A 22019-nucleotide genomic window follows, 5' to 3' on the forward strand; every position below is an offset into this window, starting at 1 on the left:
ATGACTGTAAAGATTGGTATTAATGGTTTTGGCCGTATTGGTCGTTTAGCATTCCGTCGTATCCACGAATTGGGTGCAAAATCAAATGACATCGAAGTTGTTGCTATCAACGATTTGACAAGTCCTGCTTTATTAGCACACTTGCTTAAATATGATTCAACACATGGAACTTTTGCTGGTGAAGTTAGTGCAACTGATAACTCAATTATCGTTGACGGCAAAGAATACCGTGTATACGCTGAACCAAAGGCTCAAGATATTCCTTGGGTTAAGGAAGACGGTGTTGACTTCGTACTTGAATGTACAGGTTTCTACACATCAAAAGAAAAATCACAAGCTCATTTAGATGCTGGTGCAAAACGTGTATTGGTTTCAGCACCTGCTGGCTCAGATCTTAAGACTGTTGTTTACAACGTAAACGATGATGTTTTAACTGCTGACGACCGTATCGTTTCAGCTGGTTCATGTACAACTAACTGTCTTGCACCAATGGCTTACTTCTTAAACGAAGAATTCGGCGTACAAATTGGTACAATGACAACAGTTCATGCTTACACAAGTACACAAATGCTTCTTGACGGACCTGTTCGTGGTGGAAACTTCCGTGCTGCACGCGCTGCTGCTGCAAACACAATTCCTCACTCAACTGGTGCTGCTAAGGCTATCGGTCTTGTTATCCCAGAATTGAACGGTAAGTTACAAGGACATGCACAACGTGTTAGCGTTGTTGACGGTTCATTGACAGAACTTGTTTCAATCCTTGACAAGGACGTTACAGTTGAAGAAGTTAATGCTGCTATTAAGAAGCATACAGAAGGTAACGAATCATTCGGTTGGAACGAAGACGAAGTTGTATCAAGTGACATCATTGGCACAACATACGGCTCAATCTTTGACCCAACACAAACAGAAGTTACTAAAGCTGGCGACAAGCAATTAGTTAAGACTGTTGCTTGGTACGACAACGAATACGGCTTCACTTGCCAAATGGTACGTACTTTATTGAAATTTGCTACTCTTTAAGATTAATTCTTAAAAATTGTAGATTTCAAACCGTCTAATCGGTCTAGGGACGGAGGGAGGTCACTTCCTCCGTCCCTTTTTTTAGAAAAAATAATTTATTAATGATTTAGGAGGAAATTCTCTTGGCTAAATTAACTGTTTCAGATTTAGATGTTAAGAACAAGAAAGTTTTGATGCGCGTTGACTTTAACGTGCCAGTTAAAAATGGTGTGATTGGTGATGACAACCGTGTCGTTGCTGCTCTTCCAACAATTAAATACATTATCGAAAACGGTGGAAAGGCAATTCTTTTCTCTCACTTAGGTCGTATCAAGACTGAAGAAGACAAAAAAGAATTGACTCTTCGTCCAGTTGCTCAACGCCTTTCAGATCTTCTTGGCAAACCAGTTACATTTGTTCCTGTAACACGCGGTGCACAACTTGAAGATGCTGTTAATGGCATGAACGACGGCGATGTATTATTGTTCGAAAACACACGTTTTGAAGACTTAGATGGCAAGAAGGAAAGTAAAAACGATCCTGAACTTGGCAAATACTGGGCATCACTTGGCGACATGTTCGTAAACGATGCTTTCGGTACAGCTCACCGTGCCCACGCTTCAAACGTTGGTGTTGCTGAAGCAATGAAGGCTGACGGCAAGCAAGTTGCTGCTGGTTTCCTTATGGAAAAAGAAATCAAGTTCTTGGGTGAAGCTGTTGACGAACCTAAGCATCCATTTGTTGCTATTTTAGGTGGCGCAAAGGTTTCTGACAAGATTGGTGTAATTGATCACTTACTTAATAAAGCTGACAAAGTTATTATTGGTGGTGGTATGACATACACATTCTACGCTGCTAAAGGCATGAGCATTGGTAACTCACTTGTTGAAGCTGACAAGATTGATGTTGCTAAAGAAATCCTTGCTAAGGGTGGCGACAAGATTGTTCTTCCTTCAGACAGTATCGTTGCTGAAAAATTTGATAACGATGTTCCTAACAAAGTTGTCGAAGGCGATATTCCTGATGGTTACATGGCTCTTGATATTGGACCTAAGTCAGTTGCAGAATTTAAGGATGTCCTTAAAGATGCTAAGACTGTTGTATGGAACGGACCAATGGGTGTATTCGAAATGAGCAACTATGCTAACGGTACACTTGAAGTTGGTAAGTTCTTAGGTACATTATCAGACGCTACAACAATTGTTGGTGGTGGTGACTCAACTGCTGCTGTTAAGCAATTAGGCGTTGGCGACCAATTGACACATATCTCAACTGGTGGTGGAGCTTCACTTGAATACCTTGAAGGTAAAGAACTTCCTGGTATCGCTGCTATTTCAAACAAATAATTAAAGTTGTAGAAATCGAAGAATCAGTTGATTCTTCTTTTCTGCTACATAACCTGTAATTCGGAAAGGATGTTTTATTTTGCGTACTCCAATTATTGCTGGAAACTGGAAAATGAACAAAAACCCCCAAGAAACTCAAGAATTCTTGGATGCTATCAAAGGTAAGTTACCTGATGCTTCTGTAGTAGAATCAGTTATTGCTGCTCCTGCTATCGATTTAAGCACTTTAGTAGCTTTCTCAAAAGATGAACAACTAAAGACTGCTGCTGAAAACAGCTACTTCGAAGACGAAGGTGCTTTCACTGGCGAAACAAGTCCTAAGGCTTTAAACGAAATGGGCGTTAACTATGTTGTTATCGGTCATTCAGAACGTCGACAATACTTCGGTGAAACTGACGAAGATATTAACAAGAAGGCTAAGGCAATCTTCAACAACAACATGACACCAATCATTTGCTGTGGAGAAACTCTTGAACAACGTGAAGCTGGCGAAACTAATGAATGGGTTGCTGGTCAAATCACAAACGCTCTTAAAGATTTAACTGCAGAACAAGTTGCTGCATCAGTGATCGCTTACGAACCAATCTGGGCTATCGGTACTGGTAAGACAGCTTCAAGTGATCAAGCTCAAGAAGTTTGTCACGTAATTCGTGAAACAGTTGCTAAGCTTTACGATCAAACTGTTGCTGACAAAGTACGTATTCAATACGGTGGTAGTGTAAAACCTGCTAACATTGCTGAATTAATGGGCAAAGAAGATATTGATGGTGGACTTGTTGGTGGAGCATCACTTGATCCAGAATCATTCCTAGAATTAGTTAACTACAAGGGTTAATATAATTAAGGAAATATAATATAATAATAGTTGAACTGCGTTAAGCAGATTTAAAAATGTGAGGAGATATTTAAAATGTCACTTATTACTGATATTTACGCACGCGAAGTCCTAGACTCACGTGGTAACCCAACTGTTGAAGTTGAGGTTTATACTGAAGATGGTGGTTTCGGTCGCGGAATCGTTCCTTCTGGTGCTTCAACTGGTGAACACGAAGCTGTTGAACTTCGTGATGGCGACAAGAACCGTTTCTCAGGAAAAGGTGTAGAAAAGGCTGTTGCTAACGTTAATGGTCCTATTTCTAAAGAAATCGTTGGTTTTGAAGTTACAGACCAAATCGCTATCGATAAGGCAATGATTAAATTAGACGGTACCCCTAACAAGGGTAAGCTTGGTGCTAACGCTATCTTAGGTGTATCACTTGCTGTTGCTCGTGCAGCTGCAGATGAACTACAAGTTCCTCTATACAACTACATTGGCGGTTCAAACGCTCATGTTCTTCCAACACCAATGATGAATGTTATCAATGGTGGAGCTCACTCAGAAAACAAAGTGGACTTCCAAGAATTCATGATCATGCCTGTTGGTGCTCCTTCTGTTAAAGAAGCTATCCGTATGGGTTCAGAAACTTTCCATGCTTTGAAGAGTCTTTTGTCAGCTGATGGCAAAGCTACTTCAGTTGGTGATGAAGGTGGATTTGCTCCTGACTTTGCTAACAATGAAGAACCTCTTCAATACCTAATCAAGGCTATTGAAAAGGCTGGTTACAAACCAGGTAAGGACGTTGCTATTGCAGTTGACGTTGCTGCTTCAGAACTTTGGAACGACGAAGACAAGAAGTACAAGCTTCGCTGGTCAACTGGTGAAGAATTCACTACTGAAGAATTCGTTAAGTACCTTGAAGGCTTAGTAAACAAATACCCAATCATTTCTATCGAAGATCCTATCGATGAAAACAACTGGGACGACTGGGCAAGCATCACTAAAGAACTTGGCAAGAAAGTTCAACTTGTTGGTGACGACTTCTTCGTTACAAACACAGAATACCTTGCTAAAGGTATCAAGATGGGTGCTGCTAACGCAATCCTTATCAAGGTTAACCAAATCGGTACTCTTACAGAAACAATGGAATCTATCGAAATGGCTAAAGAAGCTGGTTACACAGCTATCGTTTCTCACCGTTCAGGTGAAACAGAAGACACAACAATCGCTGACTTAGTTGTTGCTACAAATGCAGGTCAAATTAAGACTGGTTCAATGAGTCGTACAGACCGTATTGCTAAGTACAACCAATTAATGCGTATTGAAGACCAACTTGAAGGCGTTGCAGAATACAAGGGTATTAACTCATTCTACAACCTAAGTGCTGACGCTCGTGAAGAAATCAGCAACAAGTAATTAAATTAGGTCAATCAAAGAGGCGGACATTTTGTCCGCCTCTTTTTTTGTTATTAAATTGGAATTCAGGCTCAAATATGTTAAATTAGTACTGGAACTTATTAAGAACATGAAGGAGGTCATCTTGTGTATTCACTTCTGATGACAATTCTATTGATTCTGTCAGTGTTTATAATCATTGCGGTTATGATGCAACCGGCTAAGACTGACAGCGCGATGTCTTCATTAACGGGTGGTGCTGGTGACCTATTTGCAAAGCAAAAACCACGTGGATTTGAAGCATTTATGCAAAAAGTAACTGCAGTCTTGCTTTTCTTGTTTTTTGCTGTCACCATTGCAATGGTTTACGTATCTGCATACTAGAGAGATCGTATTGAACAAAAAAATTGCATTTAGCAAATTCTGAAATTTAGATTTCGGAATCATTAGGAACGGCTAAAGACGAAATTAGTTTTGTCTTTAGCTTTTTTATTTAATAAATACAAAAATATGAGGTAAGAAATGGAAATAAACAAATTACAAGCTTTAATTATTAATTATCTGCAACAACGACCAACCCAAAAGTTAACTGCTGAGGAACTTTTTAAGGGTTTAAATTTAGAAGGGGCCAGTGTGTTTAACACCTTAGTTAAGGAATTGGCATTAATGGAACGTTCTAAAAAAGTTGAAATAACGGAAGATGGCAAATTTAAAATTGCTCGTCCTAAAAATCAATTATTAGTTCATGGTGTGTTCCATGCTAATGATCGTGGTTTCGGATTTGTTTCAGTAGAAGAGGATGAAATTCCTGACATTTATATTAGTGAAGATCATACAGCGTATGCTTTAAATATGGATGAAGTTGATGTAAAAATTACTCGTCCATCTAAGAAGGGTGACGATCGCGGACCAGAAGGAATTGTTAAGAAGATTACAAGTCGCCACTTTACCCAAGCGGTGGGGGTTTTTGAATTTGCTCCTGAACCACAGAAGAATGTTTTAGGTCATATCAATTTGAAAGACAAGAAAATGTCTTCATATCAATTCGATGTTCTAGAAGGCGGAATTCAACCAACTGACGGTTCAGTGATCACGGCCCAAGTTACGCAATATCCTAAGCCTAATTCTCCTAAGTTAATTGCCGGGGTTGCTGAAAAGACGGTTGGTCATAAGGATGATCCAGGAGTGGACATCTTAGAAGTGGTTTATCAACATGAGTTACCAACTGAATTTCCAGATGATGTCAAAGCAGAGATTGCTTCGATTCCAGACTATGTAACAGATGCAGAGAAAAAAGGACGCGTTGATTTAACTAATGAAGTAGTGGTCACAATCGATGGGGATGATTCCAAAGATTTTGATGATGCTGTAGGTCTTAAAAAACTAGATAATGGAAATTACCGTTTATTAGTTAACATTGCGGATGTTTCTCACTATGTTAAAGAAGGTTCTCCTTTAGATAAAGAAGCATATCGTCGAAGTACAAGTGTTTACTTGACTGACCGAGTAATTCCAATGTTGCCACGTAAGCTTTCTAACGGAATTTGTTCATTAAACCCTAATGTTGAACGGCTTTCGATGACTTGTGAAATGGAAATTACGCCTGAAGGAGACGTAGTTAACCATAAGATTTACCCAAGTGTAATTGAATCAGATGCTCGAATGACATATAACGATGTTAATAAGATTTTGGAATCTAAAGACGAAAAAACTATGGCACGTTATGAAAAATTAGTGCCTATGTTTGAAATGATGGGCGAACTTCACAAAATCTTGCTTAAGAAGCGTAAGCAACGTGGAGCAATTGAATTTAGCGATAAAGAAGCCCAAATCATCGTTGATGAAACCGGACATCCAATTGACATTAAATTACGGACGCGTGGGACTTCAGAACGTATGATTGAATCATTCATGTTGGCAGCTAATGAAACGGTTGCTGAGCACTACTATAAGGCTCATGTGCCATTCTTATATCGTATTCATGAAACTCCCGATAGCGAAAGAATGTTAACCTTCTTTGAATTCCTATCTGTATTTGGACACGTAGTTAAAGGAAGCACCAAGGATCTGAAGCCTAAGATGCTGCAAAGCGTGCTTAAGAAGATTGCTGGGACTCCAGAAGAAGCAATGATTTCAGTAATGATGCTTCGTAGTATGCGCCAAGCTAAGTATGATGCTCAATCATTAGGTCATTTTGGATTGGCTGCTGAGTATTATACGCATTTCACTTCACCAATTCGCCGTTATCCGGACTTATTTGTGCACCGCTTAATTCGTCATTATGCCGAAAATGGTACTGGTGAAGCAGCACAAGCGAAATATGTTGAAAGCATTCCAGAAATTGCCGATCATACTTCCAAGTTAGAACGTCGAGCAATCGACACAGAACGTGATGTTGATGGAATGAAGAAGGCTGAATTTATGGCTGACCATGTGGGAGAAGAATTCCATGCGGTAGTTAGTTCAGTAATGAAGTTTGGTTTATTCGTTGAATTGGAAAATACGGTTGAAGGACTAATTCATATTAGTACCATGAAGGATGACTACTATGAATATGTTGAAAAACAGATGGCCTTGGTCGGACGGAATACCCACCGTACATTCCAAATTGGTCAAGAAGTTGAGATTAAATTAATGCGAGTGGATAAGGATCAATCTGAAGTTGATTTTGAATTATTGCATCCAGAAAAAACACCTAAGAGTGATATTCAACTTCCACCGCGTCAACAATTTAACCGTGGTCCGCGTCGTAACGGTCAAAAGCCTAGCGGAAAGAACAACAATAAATCAGGAAATCGAAACGGAAAACCATTTTACAAAGATAAAACGGTCAAGAAGTTTTCTAAAAATACTTCTCATAAGAAATAAGAGGAGGTTATGTTATGGCTAAGAAACCAAAGTCCAATGATAAAGCACTTGCCCAAAATAAAAAGGCGCGTCATGATTATTCCATATTAAGTACGATGGAAGCGGGAATGGTTTTAACGGGGACGGAAATTAAATCCATCAGAGATCGGCGAGTAACGTTGAGAGATGGATATGTACAGATCCGGCACGGAGAGGCCATCCTCATGAACGTTCAAATTAATGAATATTTACAAGGAAATCAATTTAACCATGATCCCTTCCGTAACCGAAAACTTTTATTGCATAAAAAAGAAATTTTGAAGTTACAAGAAGAAACCAAAAATAAGGGAATCACCATCGTACCGTTGAAGATGTATCTAAAAAATGGTTTTGCCAAAGTCCTAATCGGAGTTGCCAAAGGTAAACACGAATACGATAAACGTGAATCATTAAAGAAGCGTGATCAACAACGGGAAATCGATCGAGCCTTAAAGAATAGATAAAAAGAGATTATCCAGCGGATAATCTCTTTTTTTGTTAGATTGATTTTTTTAAATGTTGGTAATTATGGTGAGATACAACTTGTTCATGATCATTTTTGAAGCCTAAACGACGATATAAACGTTCAGCGTTAGGATTTAAATCATCAACTAGTAAACCTAATTTTTTAAGACCACGTTTTTGAGCATATTCGGGTAGAGCATTAAGCAGTTGAGTTCCAATTCCCATGTTCTGGAACTTGGGATTGACTACCAATGAATCTAGGTACCATTCGTCAGCATCCGCTTCTGGATCTTCGTAAATTGGTTGAGCTGGTAGCTTTACTTGATCAAAGTGTTTTTGAAACTCCTCATCTAAAATATCTTCATGGGCCCCTGGATAGCCATAAGCCACGCCGGCTACTTCATCATGTTCATTTTTAGCAACAATGATGTCTGCATGTTCTGCATAAGTCGGGCTTTTAAAAGTTTCAACAAAGAGTTTGGTAACCTCGTCTGCATCATTATTTAAGTAAAATGGTAGTTCCATTTCATCTAAGATAATCTTGAGTAATTCAATCACCGCTGGAATGTCGGCAGTGGAAGCTTTGGTTATTTTCATGTAAATTCTCCTTTAAAAAATTGTCATAACTGGTTGCGTCGGAATTGATTTTCCAAGTCCGAACTAATTTAGGTTCGCGTAGCGGAGGACGCTTTTGAATCCAGCGATCTAAAATAGCCGCTAAGCAAATAAAGAGAGGGAGGTGTTCTTGGTCAAAAACATTCAATTCAATATAGGCACTACCATTGATTTGAACCCGGTTAATTTCTAGAATAGTTGAAATTCCGTGGAAAACTTTAAAATGACAGGTTACAGTATCTCCGGCAATCCACCAATGCAAGTTATGGACTAAAAGAAATCCACGGATAAAACCGATGGGAGTGGTAACGGTTCCTACCTTGGTACCTTGCAAAAAGAGTTCAAATTTAGGCAGTTTACCAACCGATACCTGCTTTAGTTCTGAAACCAATTTTCCGTTTAAATCATAAACCGAGAGAGCGTCGTTTTTAATGCCCCATTTACCGACCAAAAGATATTTGGAGTTGTGCTTTTCATCGCTGACAATGGTAGCTCCCTTATTTTCGAGTCCTTGGCTTTTTAGATAAAATCTACGCATAGCATAGCCTCGTTTTACTGATGGTTTTCATCAAGTTGCTCAAGAATGGCTTTAGCAACCCCATTTTCATTATTAGTAACGGTCAGATGATTAGCAAGTTTTTTAATTTCCGGAATCGCATTACCCATGGCGTAACTAACACCAGCGATTTTTAACATAGAAGCATCATTCATATTATCACCGATGGTCATTACTTGTGACATGGGAACGTTCAATTCATCAGCAAAGTGTTGAACCGCAATTCCTTTTTGGGCACGGGGATTATTGATTTCGATGTTATTTTCAAAAGAAGATGAAATGGCAACATCAACTTTAGCATGTAAAGCTTCACGAACGGGTTGCAACCCCTTTTGTCCATTTTCACCAAAAGCCACAAGTTTAAGCACTTGAATCTTCGGATCGTCAATTAAAACTTGGTAATCATCCACGTAGCGAATGTTCATTAGTTCCACCCGTGCTGATGACATAGCGACTGCTAATTTGAAAGGTGTGTCTGGGTTAACCGTTTCAAGCAAATGAGCTACGGTTTGAATTCGACGAGTGCGACTATTAGAAACGACGCCTTGGTTAGTTGTAATTTCATAGTAAAGACCGGCTTTTTCTAGTTGATGCATGATCAAGACGGCTGATGGCTTAGTAATAGGAACCATATCTAAAGCTTTACCATCGACGTCGAAAACAGCGGCTCCGTTTAAAGTAATTAGTGGGACCGATAGTCCGTATGCTTCAAGCAAAGGTTTGGCTTCACGATATTCACGACCAGTGGCCACTGCAAAATGAACCCCAGCAGCTTGGGCCTTTTTAATAGCATCTGCGTTGGCACTTGAAATCTGCATTTCTTCGTTAAGAAGTGTTCCATCCATATCTGAAGCGATAATTGAAATCATTTATAAGCACATCCAATCCATGTATTTATGTTAATTCTAACATGACATAGCTTTTTTTTTACTAAATCAGTTAGAATAGAAGTAATAAAATTGTATTAAGGAGTTACGAAATGAAAAAAATAATCCATAACGATTGGCAAGATGTTTTACAAGGTGAATTTGAACAAGCATATTATGCTAAATTGCATGAGTTTTTGAAACATGAATATGCTACTCAAAATATTCATCCTGACATGTACCATATTTTTCAAGCCTTTGAATGGACTCCTTTTTCAAAAGTAAAGGTGGTAATCTTGGGGCAAGATCCATATCATGGACAAAATCAAGCGCACGGACTAAGTTTTTCAGTGCAACCTGGGGTGCAAGTTCCACCATCGTTACAAAATATCTACAAAGAACTCCAAAGTGATTTGGGAATTGCTCCAGTCCAACACGGTTATCTAAAAAAGTGGGCAGACCAAGGAGTGCTACTTTTGAATTCTGTGTTGACCGTTCGTGACGGACAAGCTTATTCCCATCAAGGGCATGGTTGGGAACGGTTGACTGACACGGCGATTCAGGCCTTATCGGAAAGAGAGCAGCCCGTTGTGTTTATTTTATGGGGAAAAGCGGCCCGCGACAAGATTAAGTTAATTGATCAATCCCGCAATATTATTATTCAATCAGCCCATCCCAGTCCCTTATCGGCATACCGGGGCTTCTTTGGCTCAAAGCCATTTTCAAAAACCAACGAAGCGCTTGAAGCGATGGGAGAGACACCAATTGACTGGCAGTTGCCAACGGAAGTTTTGGAGGAAAAATAATCATGGAAACCTATCAACTAAATGACGAAGCCGAAACGATTAAATTTGGCAAAATTATCGGGGAATTACTGGAAGCTAACGACGTGGTCTTATTAGATGGTGATTTAGGAGCCGGAAAAACGACACTGACAAAAGGCATTGCTCAAGCACTTGGAATTCGGCGCTACGTGAAGAGTCCCACCTATACCATTGTGCATGAGTACCATGATGGTAATATGCCATTATTTCATATCGATGCATATCGTCTTGAAGAAGACGGTGCGGGAGATATTGGAATTGACGAATACTTTGAAAGTGATGGAGTGACCGTGGTGGAATGGTCACAGTATATTAAATCGTATTTGCCAGATCAATTTTTAAGGGTTATTTTAGATCGCAATCATGACAATACCAAACGTTTTCTAACTTTGGAGCCTAACGGTGAACATTATCAAAAAATCGAAGAAGCAATTGAGGAAAATATCAATGGCCGATGAAGTTAGTTTTGTTGAGGGGCAAGCTGAGGATGCACAAGGGATTGTTCAACTAATTCAAAAATTGGAATCTGAAACAACTTCCATTGAATTTGATGATGCAATTTCTAAGTTAAGTCTAGAACAAATTGGTGAAAATCTAAATTTGATCCAGCAAAGCCCATTGAATTTTCTCTTAATTGCTAAGTTGGGGGAGACGCCGATTGGCATTGTGACCTTAATCGAAACTGATGAAGTGAAGCATCGGGCTGAATTAGGCGTTGGTGTCTTAAAAGACTACTGGCATAACGGGATTGGGACAATGTTAGTCGATGAAGCTTTATACTGGGCGAAGCAATTTAGCTGGTTAGAGCAAGTTTGGCTAGCAGTTTTGGATAATAATCAGTATGCTATTCAAATTTACCAAAACCTAGGTTTTCAAACTAAAACGCCCCCAACCATGGATGGTCAGGGGCGTCAAATTATAAAAATGGAATTATCCCTTACTTAATCGGACGAATAAAACTAGCTAAGGCATCGGCTCCAAATTGATGTTCTTGATGTAATAAGATATTCGCACAGGCACGGCTATCATCCAGTGCATTATGATGGTGCTGCAAATCAATTCCAAGATTATCACAAATCGTATTAAGTTTATGATTGGTGTAATCTGGATAGAAGCTTTTGGAAGTTCGTAAAGTATCTAGTGTTTGATATGGTAGTCGATTAATTTGATAACGTTCTAAAGTTTTTTTAAGGACACTATTATCAAAAGTTGCATTGTGGGCCACAACCAGTTTGTCGGGTGTAAAGAACTGTTTAACGACGGGCCAGAGTTCTGGAAATGTGGGTGCATCACTCACATCGGCTTGATGAATGCCATGAACTTGGACATTGCGCCAATTAAATTCAGTTTCAGGGTTAATTAATGAGTAAAGTTCGTCTGTAATGACATCATTTTGAACAACAGTCAGTGCAATTGAACAGGCGCTTGCACGAGTAGGAGCTGCTGTTTCAAAGTCCATTGCGATAAAGTTCAATTGAATCACTTTCCTTTATTGATTTAACCTATAGTTTAACGAATAAAAGTGAGCGAGTAAAGGAGCTAATTAAGATGATTAAAGTTGGAGTGATCGGATTAGGAAATATTGCTCAAAAAGCCTATTTACCGGTGTATAGTGAGTTACAAGATCGTTTTGAATGGCATTTAAGTAGTCGTAATGCGGAGAAATTGGCTCATATTCAAAAACAATTTGGATTTCAATATGGATCAACTAATTCAGACGAATTAATAACAGAGGGAGTAGAAGCAGTCTTTGTGCACACACCAACTGCTACCCACTATGCCATTATTAAGAAATTTTTGGAAAATAAAATCAACGTCTTTGTGGATAAACCAGTATCAGAAGATATAGATGAAGTTCGAGAATTGTATCGTCTCGCTGAAAAACAAGGAGTTTTATTAACCTGTGGATTTAATCGCCGGTTTGTGCCTTTTCATCAACAATTAGCTCAATTACCAGCGAAGCATTTAGTTACGGTAACTAAAACTCGTGAATTAGAGCAGCAAAATCCGTTATTTGCAGTTTATGATTTAATGATTCACGTAATCGATACCACGCAATTCTTAATGGGTTCAGGAACGGTAGAATTTGTCGACGGTCAACTGATCCAACAGGACGGTAATTTGATTTTAGCGCGAATTAATCTTCGCAAGGGAGATATGTTAGGAACAGCAATGATTGATATGCAAACTCAAACTAATAGCGAGATGGCCCAAGTGATTAGTCAAAGAGGGATTTCCACTGTGGATAACTTAAGTTCCTTAACGCTTCAAAAAGAGGGGATTAAACATTATCAACAGGCTCCTGATTGGCAGACTAACTTGAAAACTAGGGGATTTGACCCGTTAGTGCGAAGCTTTTTAACAGCACTTGAAAAGCACGCCGAAAACCCAGTTTCACCAGCATCAGCAATCCTTTCACACGAGTTGTGCGCGCGTTTAATAAGCCAAGGTAAAGTGATAGAATAGACTAAGAGATTTTAAGATGAAAAGAAAAAGTAAGAGGGGAAAGTATGATGGATCAATCAATAGCTGATGCATTTCCAGAGGTTCAAGTGTTAGAGCATGAGCCTTTGTCAAAATACACCAATACCCAAACTGGTGGTCCAGCTGATTTGTTGGTATTTCCAGAGTCAGTAACAGAAACCAAACGACTAGTACTTTGGGCAAAAGAAACGGATACGCCATTGACCATTATTGGTAATGCAAGTAATTTAATTGTGCGAGATGGTGGTATTCGAGGGTTAACGTTAATTTTAACTAAAATGGATGACATCCAGGTCAATGGAAATGAAGTTGTTGCGGAAGCAGGGGCGGCACTGATTCAGACCACGGAAGTAGCCTACCAAGCAGGATTAACGGGCCTTGAATTTGCAGCTGGTATTCCTGGATCAATCGGGGGCGCAGTCTTTATGAATGCGGGTGCCTATGATGGTGAGATTAGTGAAGTAGTTACTAGCGCAGAAATTTTGACGAGAGATGGCGAGATTAAAAATTTAAATAACCATGAACTCGATTTCGGTTACCGCCATAGTAGTGTGCAAGATTATCAAGATGTTGTGCTTTCGGCAACCTTTAAGTTACGTTCAGGGGATGCTAACAAAATTCGAGCTCGGATGGACGAACTGAATCGTTTGCGAGCTTCGAAACAACCTCTTGAATATCCATCATGTGGGAGTGTTTTTAAACGACCAACAGGCTACTTTACTGGAAAATTAATTCATGAGGCAGGTCTTCAAGGCTTTACAGTGGGGGGCGCACAGGTTTCAATGAAACATGCGGGCTTCATCATTAACGTTGGAGGAGCCACCGCAACAGATTACATGGATGTGATTCATCATGTTCAAGCAACCGTCTTGAAACAATTTGGAGTAACGCTAGAAACCGAAGTTCGAATTATCGGTGAAGAGAAATAATTAATTGGTATATATTAGAAGAGTTTAGAAAAATAATTTGATTTTCTAAACTCTTCTTTGTTCGAAAAGACCATAAAGAACGGCAGGTCCATGGTATAATGGGCGTTGAATAAAATTTGGAGGGACGGTTATGGATATAAATTGGTCCCAACTATTAACATGGAGTAACCTCATCAATTTAATCGATATAATTGTGGTTTGGTTTGTAATTTACGAGCTAATTATGTTACTTCGAGGAACCAAGGCGGTACAGCTATTCCGTGGAATAATTGTAATCGTAGTTATTATGGTTGGTAGTTGGTATATTGGATTAAGTACCGTGTATTGGATCATGAACCAAGTCATCAACTGGGGCGTAATTGCCATGGTGATTATCTTCCAGCCGGAGATTCGACGGGGATTAGAACATCTCGGTCGGGGTTCGATTTTTGCTAAGAATCATTCACAAAATGAAGCAGAAGAAAGCTTGATCAAAGCTTTGGATAAAGCGATTCAATACATGGCTAAGCGGCGAATTGGGGCTTTAATATCAATTCAAATGGATACAGGGCTAGATGACTATATTGAAACGGGGATTCCATTAGACGCGGATGTTTCGGGAGAACTACTAATTAATATTTTTATTCCGAATACCCCTTTGCATGATGGGGCAGTTATTATCAAAAATGATAAAATTGCGGTAGCAGCAGCCTACTTACCATTGTCACAAAGTAACTTAATTCCAAAAGAATTAGGAACGCGTCATCGAGCGGCTGTGGGGATGAGTGAAGTTACCGATGCTCTTACCATTGTTGTTTCAGAAGAAACTGGTGAAGTTTCTATTATGAAAGATGGTGAATTAATTCGCGGAATGACACAAGAGTCGTATCTAAAATATTTCCGTACGCAATTAATTACGGCCGATGAAGGACCGACACCATTCTTTGCTTCTGTTACAGAAAATATTTCGTCGTTCTTTAAAGGAAAAAGGGGGCGACACTAAGTGAAAAAACTTTTTACACAAAACTTAGGATATCGCTTAATTGCGCTAGTGTTAGCCGTCCTACTTTTTGCATACGTAAAGACAGATCATTTAACCGCAACCCGCACCTCGGGAGGCGATTCTAATCAAAATAATTCGGCTTTGATGTCGACTAAGACGACTACTATCACCATGCCGGTCGACTTGGATGTTAATACTTCTAAGTACGTAGTGAGCGGTTATCGAGAGAACGTAAAGGTGACTTTGTCTGGAACCAGTGCGCTGGTAACGACCTTAACTAACACGCGTAATTTCAAGGTGTACTTGGACTTGCAAGATTACAAGGCTGGAAAATATACAGTTAAGTATAAAGTTACGGGTCTGGGAAAGGATATTAAATATAAGATTGATCCCGAATTAGCTAAGATTTCGATTGCTAGACGACGAACTAAAAACTTTGAAATTCGATATCGTTACGATACCAATATGATCAAAGAAGGCTACACCATGGGAAATGTTAAATCCTCAACTACGGAGGTTCAGGCCACAGGTTCAGCTACAGATATTGAACGCATTTCTCAAGTAGTCGCAGATGTTAATGTTCCTAGCAACACAACGGAAGATATTTCTGCTCGAGCAGTATTGCAAGCTTTAGACGTAAACGGTAACATTGTAAACGTGGTGTTAACGCCTCAATCAGTAAATGTTACCATTCCAGTTACGAAAGTAGCTTCTAAAGCAAAAAGTTCAGCTTCAACTAGCAGTTCAAGCAGCTCTAAATCAAGCTCAGGAGAATCTAGTTCAGATGCTTCCAGTGCCACGGATGAATCTGCCCAGTCCGATTCAAATGCATCCACTAATTCTTCAGCTCAAACGACCTCAGATAGTGCAACTTCCGACAGTACAAGCACATCTGATGCTAGCGGAAACACAGATACACAGGTGAATTAACAAAGGAGATTATTAACAATGAAATTAAAGTATTTTGGTACTGACGGAGTTCGAGGAATTGCAAATGAAACATTGACTCCAGAATTAGCGTTTCAATTAGGCCGTGCTGGTGGTTATGTTTTAACTAAGCATGCTAAAGATGATGAACAACCACGGGTTTTAGTTTCAAGAGATACCCGAATTTCAGGACAATTGTTAAAACATGCATTGATCTCAGGCTTACTTTCAGTCGGCATTGAAGTTATGGACATGGGAATTGTTACAACTCCTGGTGTGGCTTATCTTGTTCGTAAACAAGAAGCTGACGCTGGTGTAATGATTACTGCTTCACATAATCCGGTTCAAGATAACGGAATCAAGTTCTTTGGTTCAGATGGTTACAAGCTATCAGATGAACTTGAAGCTGAAATCGAAGTACTTTTAGATGCTGATAAAGACAACTTACCTCGTCCTTCATCTACTGGACTAGGTTCAGTGACTGATTATCCAGAAGGTGGATTAAACTATACGGCCTTTCTTGAACAAACTATTCCCGATGACTTGGAAGGTTTGCATATCGCAATTGATGCTGCTAATGGAGCAACCAGTAGCTACGTTTCACAAATATTTGCGGACTTAAATACTGAGTTTGATACGATGGCAACAAATCCAGATGGTTTGAACATCAACGCTGGAGTTGGTTCTACTCATCCTGAAGGATTGGCTAAGTTTGTGGTCGAAAAAGGCGCTGATATGGGAGTTGCTTTTGATGGCGATGGAGACCGTTGTATTGCCGTTGATGAATTAGGTAATATCGTTGACGGTGACAAGATTATGTATATCTGTGGTAAATTCTTGAGCGAACGCGGACGTTTGAAAGACGATACTGTGGTTACAACCGTGATGAGTAATCTAGGACTATATAAGGCTCTAGAAGCTAATGATATGCACTCGGTTAAGACCCAAGTTGGTGACCGCTATGTGGTTGAAGAAATGCTTAAAGACGGATATAACCTTGGTGGTGAACAGTCCGGACACATTGTCTTCTTAGACCACAATACTACTGGAGATGGTATGTTAACCGCCATTCAATTGATGTACGTGGTTAAACAAACTGGTAAAAAGTTGTCTGAGTTAGCTGCTGATGTGACAACTTACCCTCAAAAATTAGTTAACGTTCGAGTACAAGATAAGAAGCTAGCACTTGAAAATCAAGCAATTAAAGATATCATTGAAAAAGTTGAAAATGAAATGAACGGTGAAGGTCGAGTTCTAGTGCGCCCTTCAGGGACTGAAGACCTACTTCGTATTATGGCCGAAGCTCCTACAAAAGAAGCAGTTGGTCAATATGTTGATCGAATTGTTGCTGTAGTTCAAAGTGAAGTTGGCGTGGATTAATTAGTTGAATTCAACTTCTACAACTGAATAAATTTAAAAAACTATGCTATTTTGCAAAAAATGGCATAGTTTTTTTATACGCGAAAAGCATTGCTACTATACCTATTTCGGCATTTGATATATACCGATTTTAAATATTAGCGTTTGACAATTCTATAAAGCCGTTATATATTAATAATCGTTCTATATACCAATTTTAAAAATTTAAATATATTAATTTAGAGGTGCAAGTAGTATGTGTGGAATTGTAGGAGTTACTGGAAGAGCTGATACAACCAATCTATTAGTAAATGGACTTAAAAAACTTGAATATCGTGGATATGATTCTGCGGGAATTTATGTCAGCAATGCTAATGGTGAAGATCATCTGGTTAAAGCTCAAGGTAAGATTAAAAATCTTGAGGAAAAAATTACGGATGATGTCATGGGAACCACAGGAATTGGCCACACACGCTGGGCAACACATGGAGTACCAAGTATTGAAAATGCTCACCCTCATTTTTCAGAAGACCACCGTTTTTACTTAGTTCACAACGGGGTAATTCAAAATTTCAAAGAACTTAAAAAAGACTATTTATCTGAAGTTACTTTCCAAAGCGATACGGATACGGAGGTTGTGGTTCAACTTATCGATCGTTTTGCTAAAGCAGGGATGGATACGGAACAAGCTTTTAAAAAAGCAATTAGTTTATTAAAAGATTCATCATATGCCTTTGTTTTGATGGACCGTCAATTACCAGAAACCTTATTCGTAGCTAAGAACAAGAGTCCTTTGTTAATCGGAGTGGGCGAAGATTTCAATGTAGTTTGCAGTGATGCATTGGCAATGATTAACGTGACTAACCAATTTGTTGAATTACACGACGGGGAGGTAGTTAAGATTACGCCTCAAAGCATTTCAATTAGTAATCTAGCCGGCGAAAGGATCGACCGTGCTCCTTTCACTGTTGATATTGATCAAGCTGACGCGGATAAAGGAACTTACCCATACTACATGCTTAAAGAAGTTGATGAACAACCTGCTGTAATCCGTCGTATCGAAGCTAAATATTTAGATCACGCCGGCAATATTCACTTTGATCAAGCTTTGTTAGATCAAATTAATCAAGCTTCTAAACTTTACATCGTTGGGGCTGGAACCAGTTATCATGCTGGATTAGTGGGTAAGAAGTTATTTGAGAAGTTTACCAAAACTCCTACGGAAGTGGTATTAGCTTCTGAATTTGCTTACGACGATCCTATCATTGAAGATCAAGCCTTCTTTATCTTCTTGAGTCAAAGTGGAGAGACTGCTGATAGTCGTCAAGTTTTAGTTCGAGTAAACGATGAATGGCAAAAACCCAGCCTAACAATTACTAACGTTGCTAACTCAACATTGGCTCGTGAAGCGGACTTCTCAGCTACGCTGGAAGCGGGTCCTGAAATTGCCGTTGCTTCAACTAAAGCATATACAGCGCAAATCGCAGTAGAAGCTTTATTGGCAGTAGCAATGGGACGTGAAAAGACTAATGCTACAGCTGTCAATTTTGATATTACGGGACAATTGAGTAAGGTTGCTAATGCCATTCAAACCGTGGTCGATGAGAAGGGTAAGATTGAAGAGTTAGCTCTAGCAACTTTACGAAAAACGCGCAATGCGTTTTATATTGGACGAGGCTTGGATTATAATGTTGCCTTGGAATCTTCTTTGAAACTAAAAGAAATTTCTTATATCCAAGCTGAAGGTTTTGCTTCTGGTGAATTAAAGCATGGTACGATTGCTTTGATTGAAGATGGAACGCCGGTAATTGGAATTATTACGCAATCTAAGACGGCGGATCATACGCGTAGTAATCTTCAAGAAGTTCTTTCTCGTGGTGCTAACGTCATCACCATGGTTAGTGAAGATTTGGCTAATTCTACAGATGATATCTTACTTCCAGTAGTGGACGAAATGTTGATGCCATTGGTTAGTGTGATAGCTGCTCAATTGTTAGCTTATTATGCTAGTTTGCAGCGTGGATATAACGTAGACCAACCACGTAATTTAGCTAAGAGTGTCACGGTCGAATAAAAGTTAATATCTAAAATAAGCGGTACAGGTGCTAAACTGTATCGCTATTTTTTTGGATAAATTGCTAAACAGTATTGACACTCATAGTTGTAAGCGTTATCATCGTTCGTGTAAGGTAGTGGCGCATCTCCTACCTGTACAATCAATTCTCTTTCTCTCTTATGCTGGATCCGACTATCAAAAGGTCAGGATCCTTTTTTGTTGTCTAAAGTGTCACTAGACACAACCTCCTACGGCAAACTATACTAGTAGAAGTGGAGGCAGAGCAATGAAGAGTAATGAAACATTTACGCTAATCCAAGAGATTACGCGCTTAGACGGAACTAAATATATTGAAATTGGAAATATGATGATGAATGGTCGGGCTGAATTAGCCGCTGAACGTGGTTATATTAAATCTGTCCGAATTTTGCAATTAAATATCTCACATTCCCAACATGTTATTAATTACGAAAAGTATATTGGGGAGCGCTACGAGATGCCGGATGAGTCCATGACGGCTTGGGAAGAATGGCAAAAAGACGATCGGATTATGAAAGAATTTAATGCGATCCTTCATGAAAATCATATTAGTGGCTAAATCATAAAAAGGTCGGTGAGCTAAAACTGCAACTCAGCAGGAGCGCGAAGCCGACCTTTTATTTTAGTAATAGTAAATAAAAATTAACGGTGCAAAATATTCGCATTATGGCGGATAAAGTGCTATTATATTCATGAATTTAAATATAAGAATACTGTACAAGGTTTGAGCACAGGAGGGTACATATTATGGAAAAAGCATATATGATCGGTACTGGAATTGCCAATTTAGCAGCAGGTATTTATTTGATTCGCGATGGTGGGTGGTCTGGTAACCAGATTACGATGTTTGGTTTAGAAAAACATGGTGCCAATGATGGGGCTGCCGTCGCCGACTATGAGCAAGAATATGGAAATCAAAGTCTGTCTAACAACCGAGGCTATTTAGCCAAGGGTGGACGGATGTTAAACGAAGAAACTTACGAAAATCTCTGGGACATTTTGCGGAGTGTCCCATCTTTGGGACAATCCGGGCCAATCGGTTACGGATGATATATTGAATTTCGATCATGCACATCCCACTCATGATGTTGCCAGATTGATGGATAAGAAGAATGGAATTCGTAACAATGGTGGAGCAGACGACTATAATCGGATGCAGTTTAATAATAAAGATCGCTACTTACTATCTAAATTAATGATGATGCCAGAGAGTAAGGAAGATAAATTAAACGATATTAGCATTGCAGAATGGTTCGCTGAAAGTCCTCATATTTTTTCAACTAACTTCTGGTATATGTGGGAAACTACTTTTGCCTTCAAGAAGGAAAGCTCGGCCATGGAGCTTCGGCGCTATATGAATCGGATGATTCTAGAATTCAGTCGAATCAATACTTTGGAAGGGGTAACTCGTACACCATACAATCAGTTTGAAAGTATTATCTTACCTATGAGAAAATACCTTGCGGATCAAGGCGTTGAATTTATTAATAACCGAAAAATTACGGCATTTAACTTCAAAGACACTCCGCTCCGTGATGATATTATCGTTACGGGACTTGAATACGAAGATGTTGAGAGCGGTGAAACTGGAAAAATCGAAGTTGATGAAAATGATTTAGTATTTGATATTAATGGAGCAATTACGGATAGTTCATCAATGGGTGATTTCAACACGCCAATTAAAGAAAATATGGAATACGCTCCAAGTGCAGCCCTTTGGAAACAAGCTACAGAACATTTTTATAACCTTGGAAATCCTGATAAATTCTTTAATGATCGAGCCCAAAGTGAATGGATGAGTTTCACGGTTACTACTAATAACCACTACTTGGTAAATGAAATTAGTCGAATTACCCAACAAGAACCGGGGAATGCGCTAAATACTTGGGTAGATAGTAACAACCTCCTATCCATTGTGGTGCATCACCAACCTCATTTCCATGCCCAAAAGGAAAATGAAACGGTCTTCTGGGGTTACTTCATGTTCCCACGTAAAAATGGGGATTATGTTGATAAACCAGTGATTGAAATGACGGGTAAAGAAATGCTTCAAGAACTTCTAGGACATCTATCAGAAGTTGACCGAGCAGCTGATAACATCATCAATCATGAAGAAGAAATCATGGATAGTATCGTGAATGTTATTCCAGTTTACATGCCATATGCTAGTGCTTTGTTCAACCAACGGGCAGTGGGAGATCGTCCAGACGTTGTACCAAAGAACTCTAAGAACTTGGCTTTTGTTAGTCAATTTGCTGAAATGCCATTTGATATGGTCTTTACGGAACAGTATTCAATCAGAGCCGCTCAAAAGGCGGTTTACCACTTCATGGGTATTCCAGAATCACAAATGACGCCGGTTCATCACTATGAAAAAGATCCAAAAGTCTTGCTAAAAGCAACTAAGACTATGTTTAGATAAAAATAAGTATATAAATAAAAGTACCGCAGAAAAATTTAAATTTTCTACG

At 39.2% G+C, this 22019-nt stretch carries 21 protein-coding genes and 1 pseudogene; 18 read left to right on the plus strand and 4 right to left on the minus strand.

Going from position 1 to position 22019, the window contains the following annotated elements; translation table 11 throughout:
* The 7 genes from gap (at position 1) to smpB (ending at position 7910) form a co-directional block, all read left to right on the plus strand.
* Positions 1-1023 carry a type I glyceraldehyde-3-phosphate dehydrogenase gene (gap, locus tag PEPE_RS02265; protein ID WP_002834069.1) on the plus strand — a complete coding sequence of 341 codons (1023 nt, stop codon included), beginning with the start codon at positions 1-3 and terminating at the stop codon, positions 1021-1023.
* A 122-nt stretch (positions 1024-1145) separates the two neighbouring features.
* Complete coding sequence (locus PEPE_RS02270) at positions 1146-2348, plus strand: phosphoglycerate kinase (protein ID WP_002834068.1); 1203 nt, start codon at positions 1146-1148, stop codon at positions 2346-2348.
* A 79-nt stretch (positions 2349-2427) separates the two neighbouring features.
* The gene (gene tpiA / locus PEPE_RS02275) at positions 2428-3183 is read left to right on the plus strand and encodes a triose-phosphate isomerase (protein WP_002834066.1); all 756 of its coding nucleotides are present in this window, start codon (positions 2428-2430) and stop codon (positions 3181-3183) included.
* Between the two features lie 75 nt (positions 3184-3258).
* Complete coding sequence (eno, locus tag PEPE_RS02280) at positions 3259-4581, plus strand: phosphopyruvate hydratase (RefSeq protein WP_002834064.1); 1323 nt, start codon at positions 3259-3261, stop codon at positions 4579-4581.
* Positions 4582-4707: 126 nt separating this feature from the next.
* Positions 4708-4944, plus strand: coding sequence for a preprotein translocase subunit SecG (gene secG, locus PEPE_RS02285; protein ID WP_011673078.1), 237 nt, complete (start codon positions 4708-4710; stop codon positions 4942-4944).
* A 138-nt stretch (positions 4945-5082) separates the two neighbouring features.
* Positions 5083-7428: a ribonuclease R gene (gene rnr / locus PEPE_RS02290; RefSeq protein WP_011673079.1), complete on the plus strand. Its 2346-nt coding sequence runs from the start codon at positions 5083-5085 to the stop codon at positions 7426-7428.
* Positions 7429-7442: 14 nt separating this feature from the next.
* Positions 7443-7910, plus strand: coding sequence for an SsrA-binding protein SmpB (gene smpB / locus PEPE_RS02295; protein ID WP_002834060.1), 468 nt, complete (start codon positions 7443-7445; stop codon positions 7908-7910).
* 34 nt (positions 7911-7944) lie between these two features.
* Here smpB and PEPE_RS02300 read toward each other — a convergent pair whose 3' ends face one another.
* Genes PEPE_RS02300 through PEPE_RS02310 form a run of 3 tightly spaced genes read right to left on the minus strand, consistent with a single transcriptional unit; the run spans position 7945 to position 9951 of the window.
* Positions 7945-8508: a GNAT family N-acetyltransferase gene (locus tag PEPE_RS02300; RefSeq protein WP_011673080.1), complete on the minus strand. Its 564-nt coding sequence runs from the start codon at positions 8506-8508 to the stop codon at positions 7945-7947.
* On the minus strand, positions 8462-9064 hold the full coding sequence (locus tag PEPE_RS02305) for an LURP-one-related/scramblase family protein (RefSeq protein WP_011673081.1): 603 nt from the start codon (positions 9062-9064) through the stop codon (positions 8462-8464). The genes PEPE_RS02300 and PEPE_RS02305 overlap by 47 nt, the downstream gene beginning before the upstream one ends.
* Positions 9065-9078: 14 nt before the next feature.
* A complete protein-coding gene (locus PEPE_RS02310; protein WP_002834057.1) occupies positions 9079-9951 on the minus strand; it encodes a Cof-type HAD-IIB family hydrolase in 873 nt (290 codons plus the stop codon).
* 110 nt (positions 9952-10061) lie between these two features.
* Here PEPE_RS02310 and PEPE_RS02315 point away from each other — a divergent pair, with 110 nt between their 5' ends.
* From PEPE_RS02315 to PEPE_RS02325, 3 genes are read left to right on the plus strand one after another with little or no spacing between them, the layout of a single operon-like run.
* Entirely contained in the window at positions 10062-10754 is a 693-nt protein-coding gene (locus PEPE_RS02315) for a uracil-DNA glycosylase (protein ID WP_002834055.1), read from the plus strand.
* A gap of 2 nt (positions 10755-10756) precedes the next feature.
* Positions 10757-11230: a tRNA (adenosine(37)-N6)-threonylcarbamoyltransferase complex ATPase subunit type 1 TsaE gene (gene tsaE, locus PEPE_RS02320; protein ID WP_002834053.1), complete on the plus strand. Its 474-nt coding sequence runs from the start codon at positions 10757-10759 to the stop codon at positions 11228-11230.
* Positions 11175-11717 (plus strand): GNAT family N-acetyltransferase, encoded by a 543-nt coding sequence (locus PEPE_RS02325; protein ID WP_233418265.1) that lies wholly within the window; start codon positions 11175-11177, stop codon positions 11715-11717. The genes tsaE and PEPE_RS02325 overlap by 56 nt, the downstream gene beginning before the upstream one ends.
* On the opposite strand, the gene PEPE_RS02330 is transcribed toward PEPE_RS02325, so the two are convergent.
* Positions 11710-12246, minus strand: a complete 537-nt coding sequence (locus tag PEPE_RS02330; RefSeq protein ID WP_011673082.1) for a 3'-5' exonuclease — start codon at positions 12244-12246, stop codon at positions 11710-11712. The genes PEPE_RS02325 and PEPE_RS02330 overlap by 8 nt on opposite strands.
* A 74-nt stretch (positions 12247-12320) precedes the next feature.
* Here PEPE_RS02330 and PEPE_RS02335 point away from each other — a divergent pair, with 74 nt between their 5' ends.
* The 8 genes and pseudogenes from PEPE_RS02335 (at position 12321) to PEPE_RS02370 (ending at position 21970) form a co-directional block, all read left to right on the plus strand.
* The gene (locus tag PEPE_RS02335) at positions 12321-13238 is read left to right on the plus strand and encodes a Gfo/Idh/MocA family protein (protein ID WP_011673083.1); all 918 of its coding nucleotides are present in this window, start codon (positions 12321-12323) and stop codon (positions 13236-13238) included.
* A 44-nt stretch (positions 13239-13282) separates the two neighbouring features.
* The gene (gene murB, locus PEPE_RS02340; protein WP_002834046.1) at positions 13283-14185 is read left to right on the plus strand and encodes a UDP-N-acetylmuramate dehydrogenase; all 903 of its coding nucleotides are present in this window, start codon (positions 13283-13285) and stop codon (positions 14183-14185) included.
* A gap of 130 nt (positions 14186-14315) precedes the next feature.
* A complete protein-coding gene (gene cdaA / locus PEPE_RS02345) occupies positions 14316-15167 on the plus strand; it encodes a diadenylate cyclase CdaA (RefSeq protein ID WP_002834044.1) in 852 nt (283 codons plus the stop codon).
* Positions 15168-16097: a CdaR family protein gene (locus PEPE_RS02350; protein ID WP_002834043.1), complete on the plus strand. Its 930-nt coding sequence runs from the start codon at positions 15168-15170 to the stop codon at positions 16095-16097.
* An 18-nt stretch (positions 16098-16115) separates the two neighbouring features.
* The gene (gene glmM, locus PEPE_RS02355) at positions 16116-17474 is read left to right on the plus strand and encodes a phosphoglucosamine mutase (RefSeq protein WP_002834042.1); all 1359 of its coding nucleotides are present in this window, start codon (positions 16116-16118) and stop codon (positions 17472-17474) included.
* Positions 17475-17709: 235 nt separating this feature from the next.
* Positions 17710-19527, plus strand: coding sequence for a glutamine--fructose-6-phosphate transaminase (isomerizing) (gene glmS, locus PEPE_RS02360; protein WP_011673084.1), 1818 nt, complete (start codon positions 17710-17712; stop codon positions 19525-19527).
* A gap of 268 nt (positions 19528-19795) precedes the next feature.
* Entirely contained in the window at positions 19796-20107 is a 312-nt protein-coding gene (locus PEPE_RS02365) for a hypothetical protein (RefSeq protein ID WP_002834040.1), read from the plus strand.
* A gap of 188 nt (positions 20108-20295) precedes the next feature.
* A pseudogene (locus PEPE_RS02370) lies at positions 20296-21970 on the plus strand (oleate hydratase).
* The last annotated feature ends 49 nt before the right edge of the window (positions 21971-22019 follow it).

Source organism: Pediococcus pentosaceus ATCC 25745, from assembly GCF_000014505.1.
Lineage (GTDB): Bacteria > Bacillota > Bacilli > Lactobacillales > Lactobacillaceae > Pediococcus > Pediococcus pentosaceus.

What these genes read in the sequence shown, in the direction of transcription:
- gap (WP_002834069.1), top strand. Translation starts at nt 1, where the DNA reads ATGACTGTAAAGATTGGTATTAATGGTTTTGGCCGTATTGGTCGTTTA.
- eno (WP_002834064.1), top strand. Translation starts at nt 3,259, where the DNA reads ATGTCACTTATTACTGATATTTACGCACGCGAAGTCCTAGACTCACGT.
- rnr (WP_011673079.1), top strand. Translation starts at nt 5,083, where the DNA reads ATGGAAATAAACAAATTACAAGCTTTAATTATTAATTATCTGCAACAA.
- smpB (WP_002834060.1), top strand. Translation starts at nt 7,443, where the DNA reads ATGGCTAAGAAACCAAAGTCCAATGATAAAGCACTTGCCCAAAATAAA.
- PEPE_RS02300 (WP_011673080.1), bottom strand. Translation starts at nt 8,508, where the DNA reads ATGAAAATAACCAAAGCTTCCACTGCCGACATTCCAGCGGTGATTGAA.
- PEPE_RS02305 (WP_011673081.1), bottom strand. Translation starts at nt 9,064, where the DNA reads ATGCGTAGATTTTATCTAAAAAGCCAAGGACTCGAAAATAAGGGAGCT.
- PEPE_RS02310 (WP_002834057.1), bottom strand. Translation starts at nt 9,951, where the DNA reads ATGATTTCAATTATCGCTTCAGATATGGATGGAACACTTCTTAACGAA.
- PEPE_RS02315 (WP_002834055.1), top strand. Translation starts at nt 10,062, where the DNA reads ATGAAAAAAATAATCCATAACGATTGGCAAGATGTTTTACAAGGTGAA.
- tsaE (WP_002834053.1), top strand. Translation starts at nt 10,757, where the DNA reads ATGGAAACCTATCAACTAAATGACGAAGCCGAAACGATTAAATTTGGC.
- PEPE_RS02335 (WP_011673083.1), top strand. Translation starts at nt 12,321, where the DNA reads ATGATTAAAGTTGGAGTGATCGGATTAGGAAATATTGCTCAAAAAGCC.
- murB (WP_002834046.1), top strand. Translation starts at nt 13,283, where the DNA reads ATGATGGATCAATCAATAGCTGATGCATTTCCAGAGGTTCAAGTGTTA.
- cdaA (WP_002834044.1), top strand. Translation starts at nt 14,316, where the DNA reads ATGGATATAAATTGGTCCCAACTATTAACATGGAGTAACCTCATCAAT.
- glmM (WP_002834042.1), top strand. Translation starts at nt 16,116, where the DNA reads ATGAAATTAAAGTATTTTGGTACTGACGGAGTTCGAGGAATTGCAAAT.
- glmS (WP_011673084.1), top strand. Translation starts at nt 17,710, where the DNA reads ATGTGTGGAATTGTAGGAGTTACTGGAAGAGCTGATACAACCAATCTA.
- PEPE_RS02365 (WP_002834040.1), top strand. Translation starts at nt 19,796, where the DNA reads ATGAAGAGTAATGAAACATTTACGCTAATCCAAGAGATTACGCGCTTA.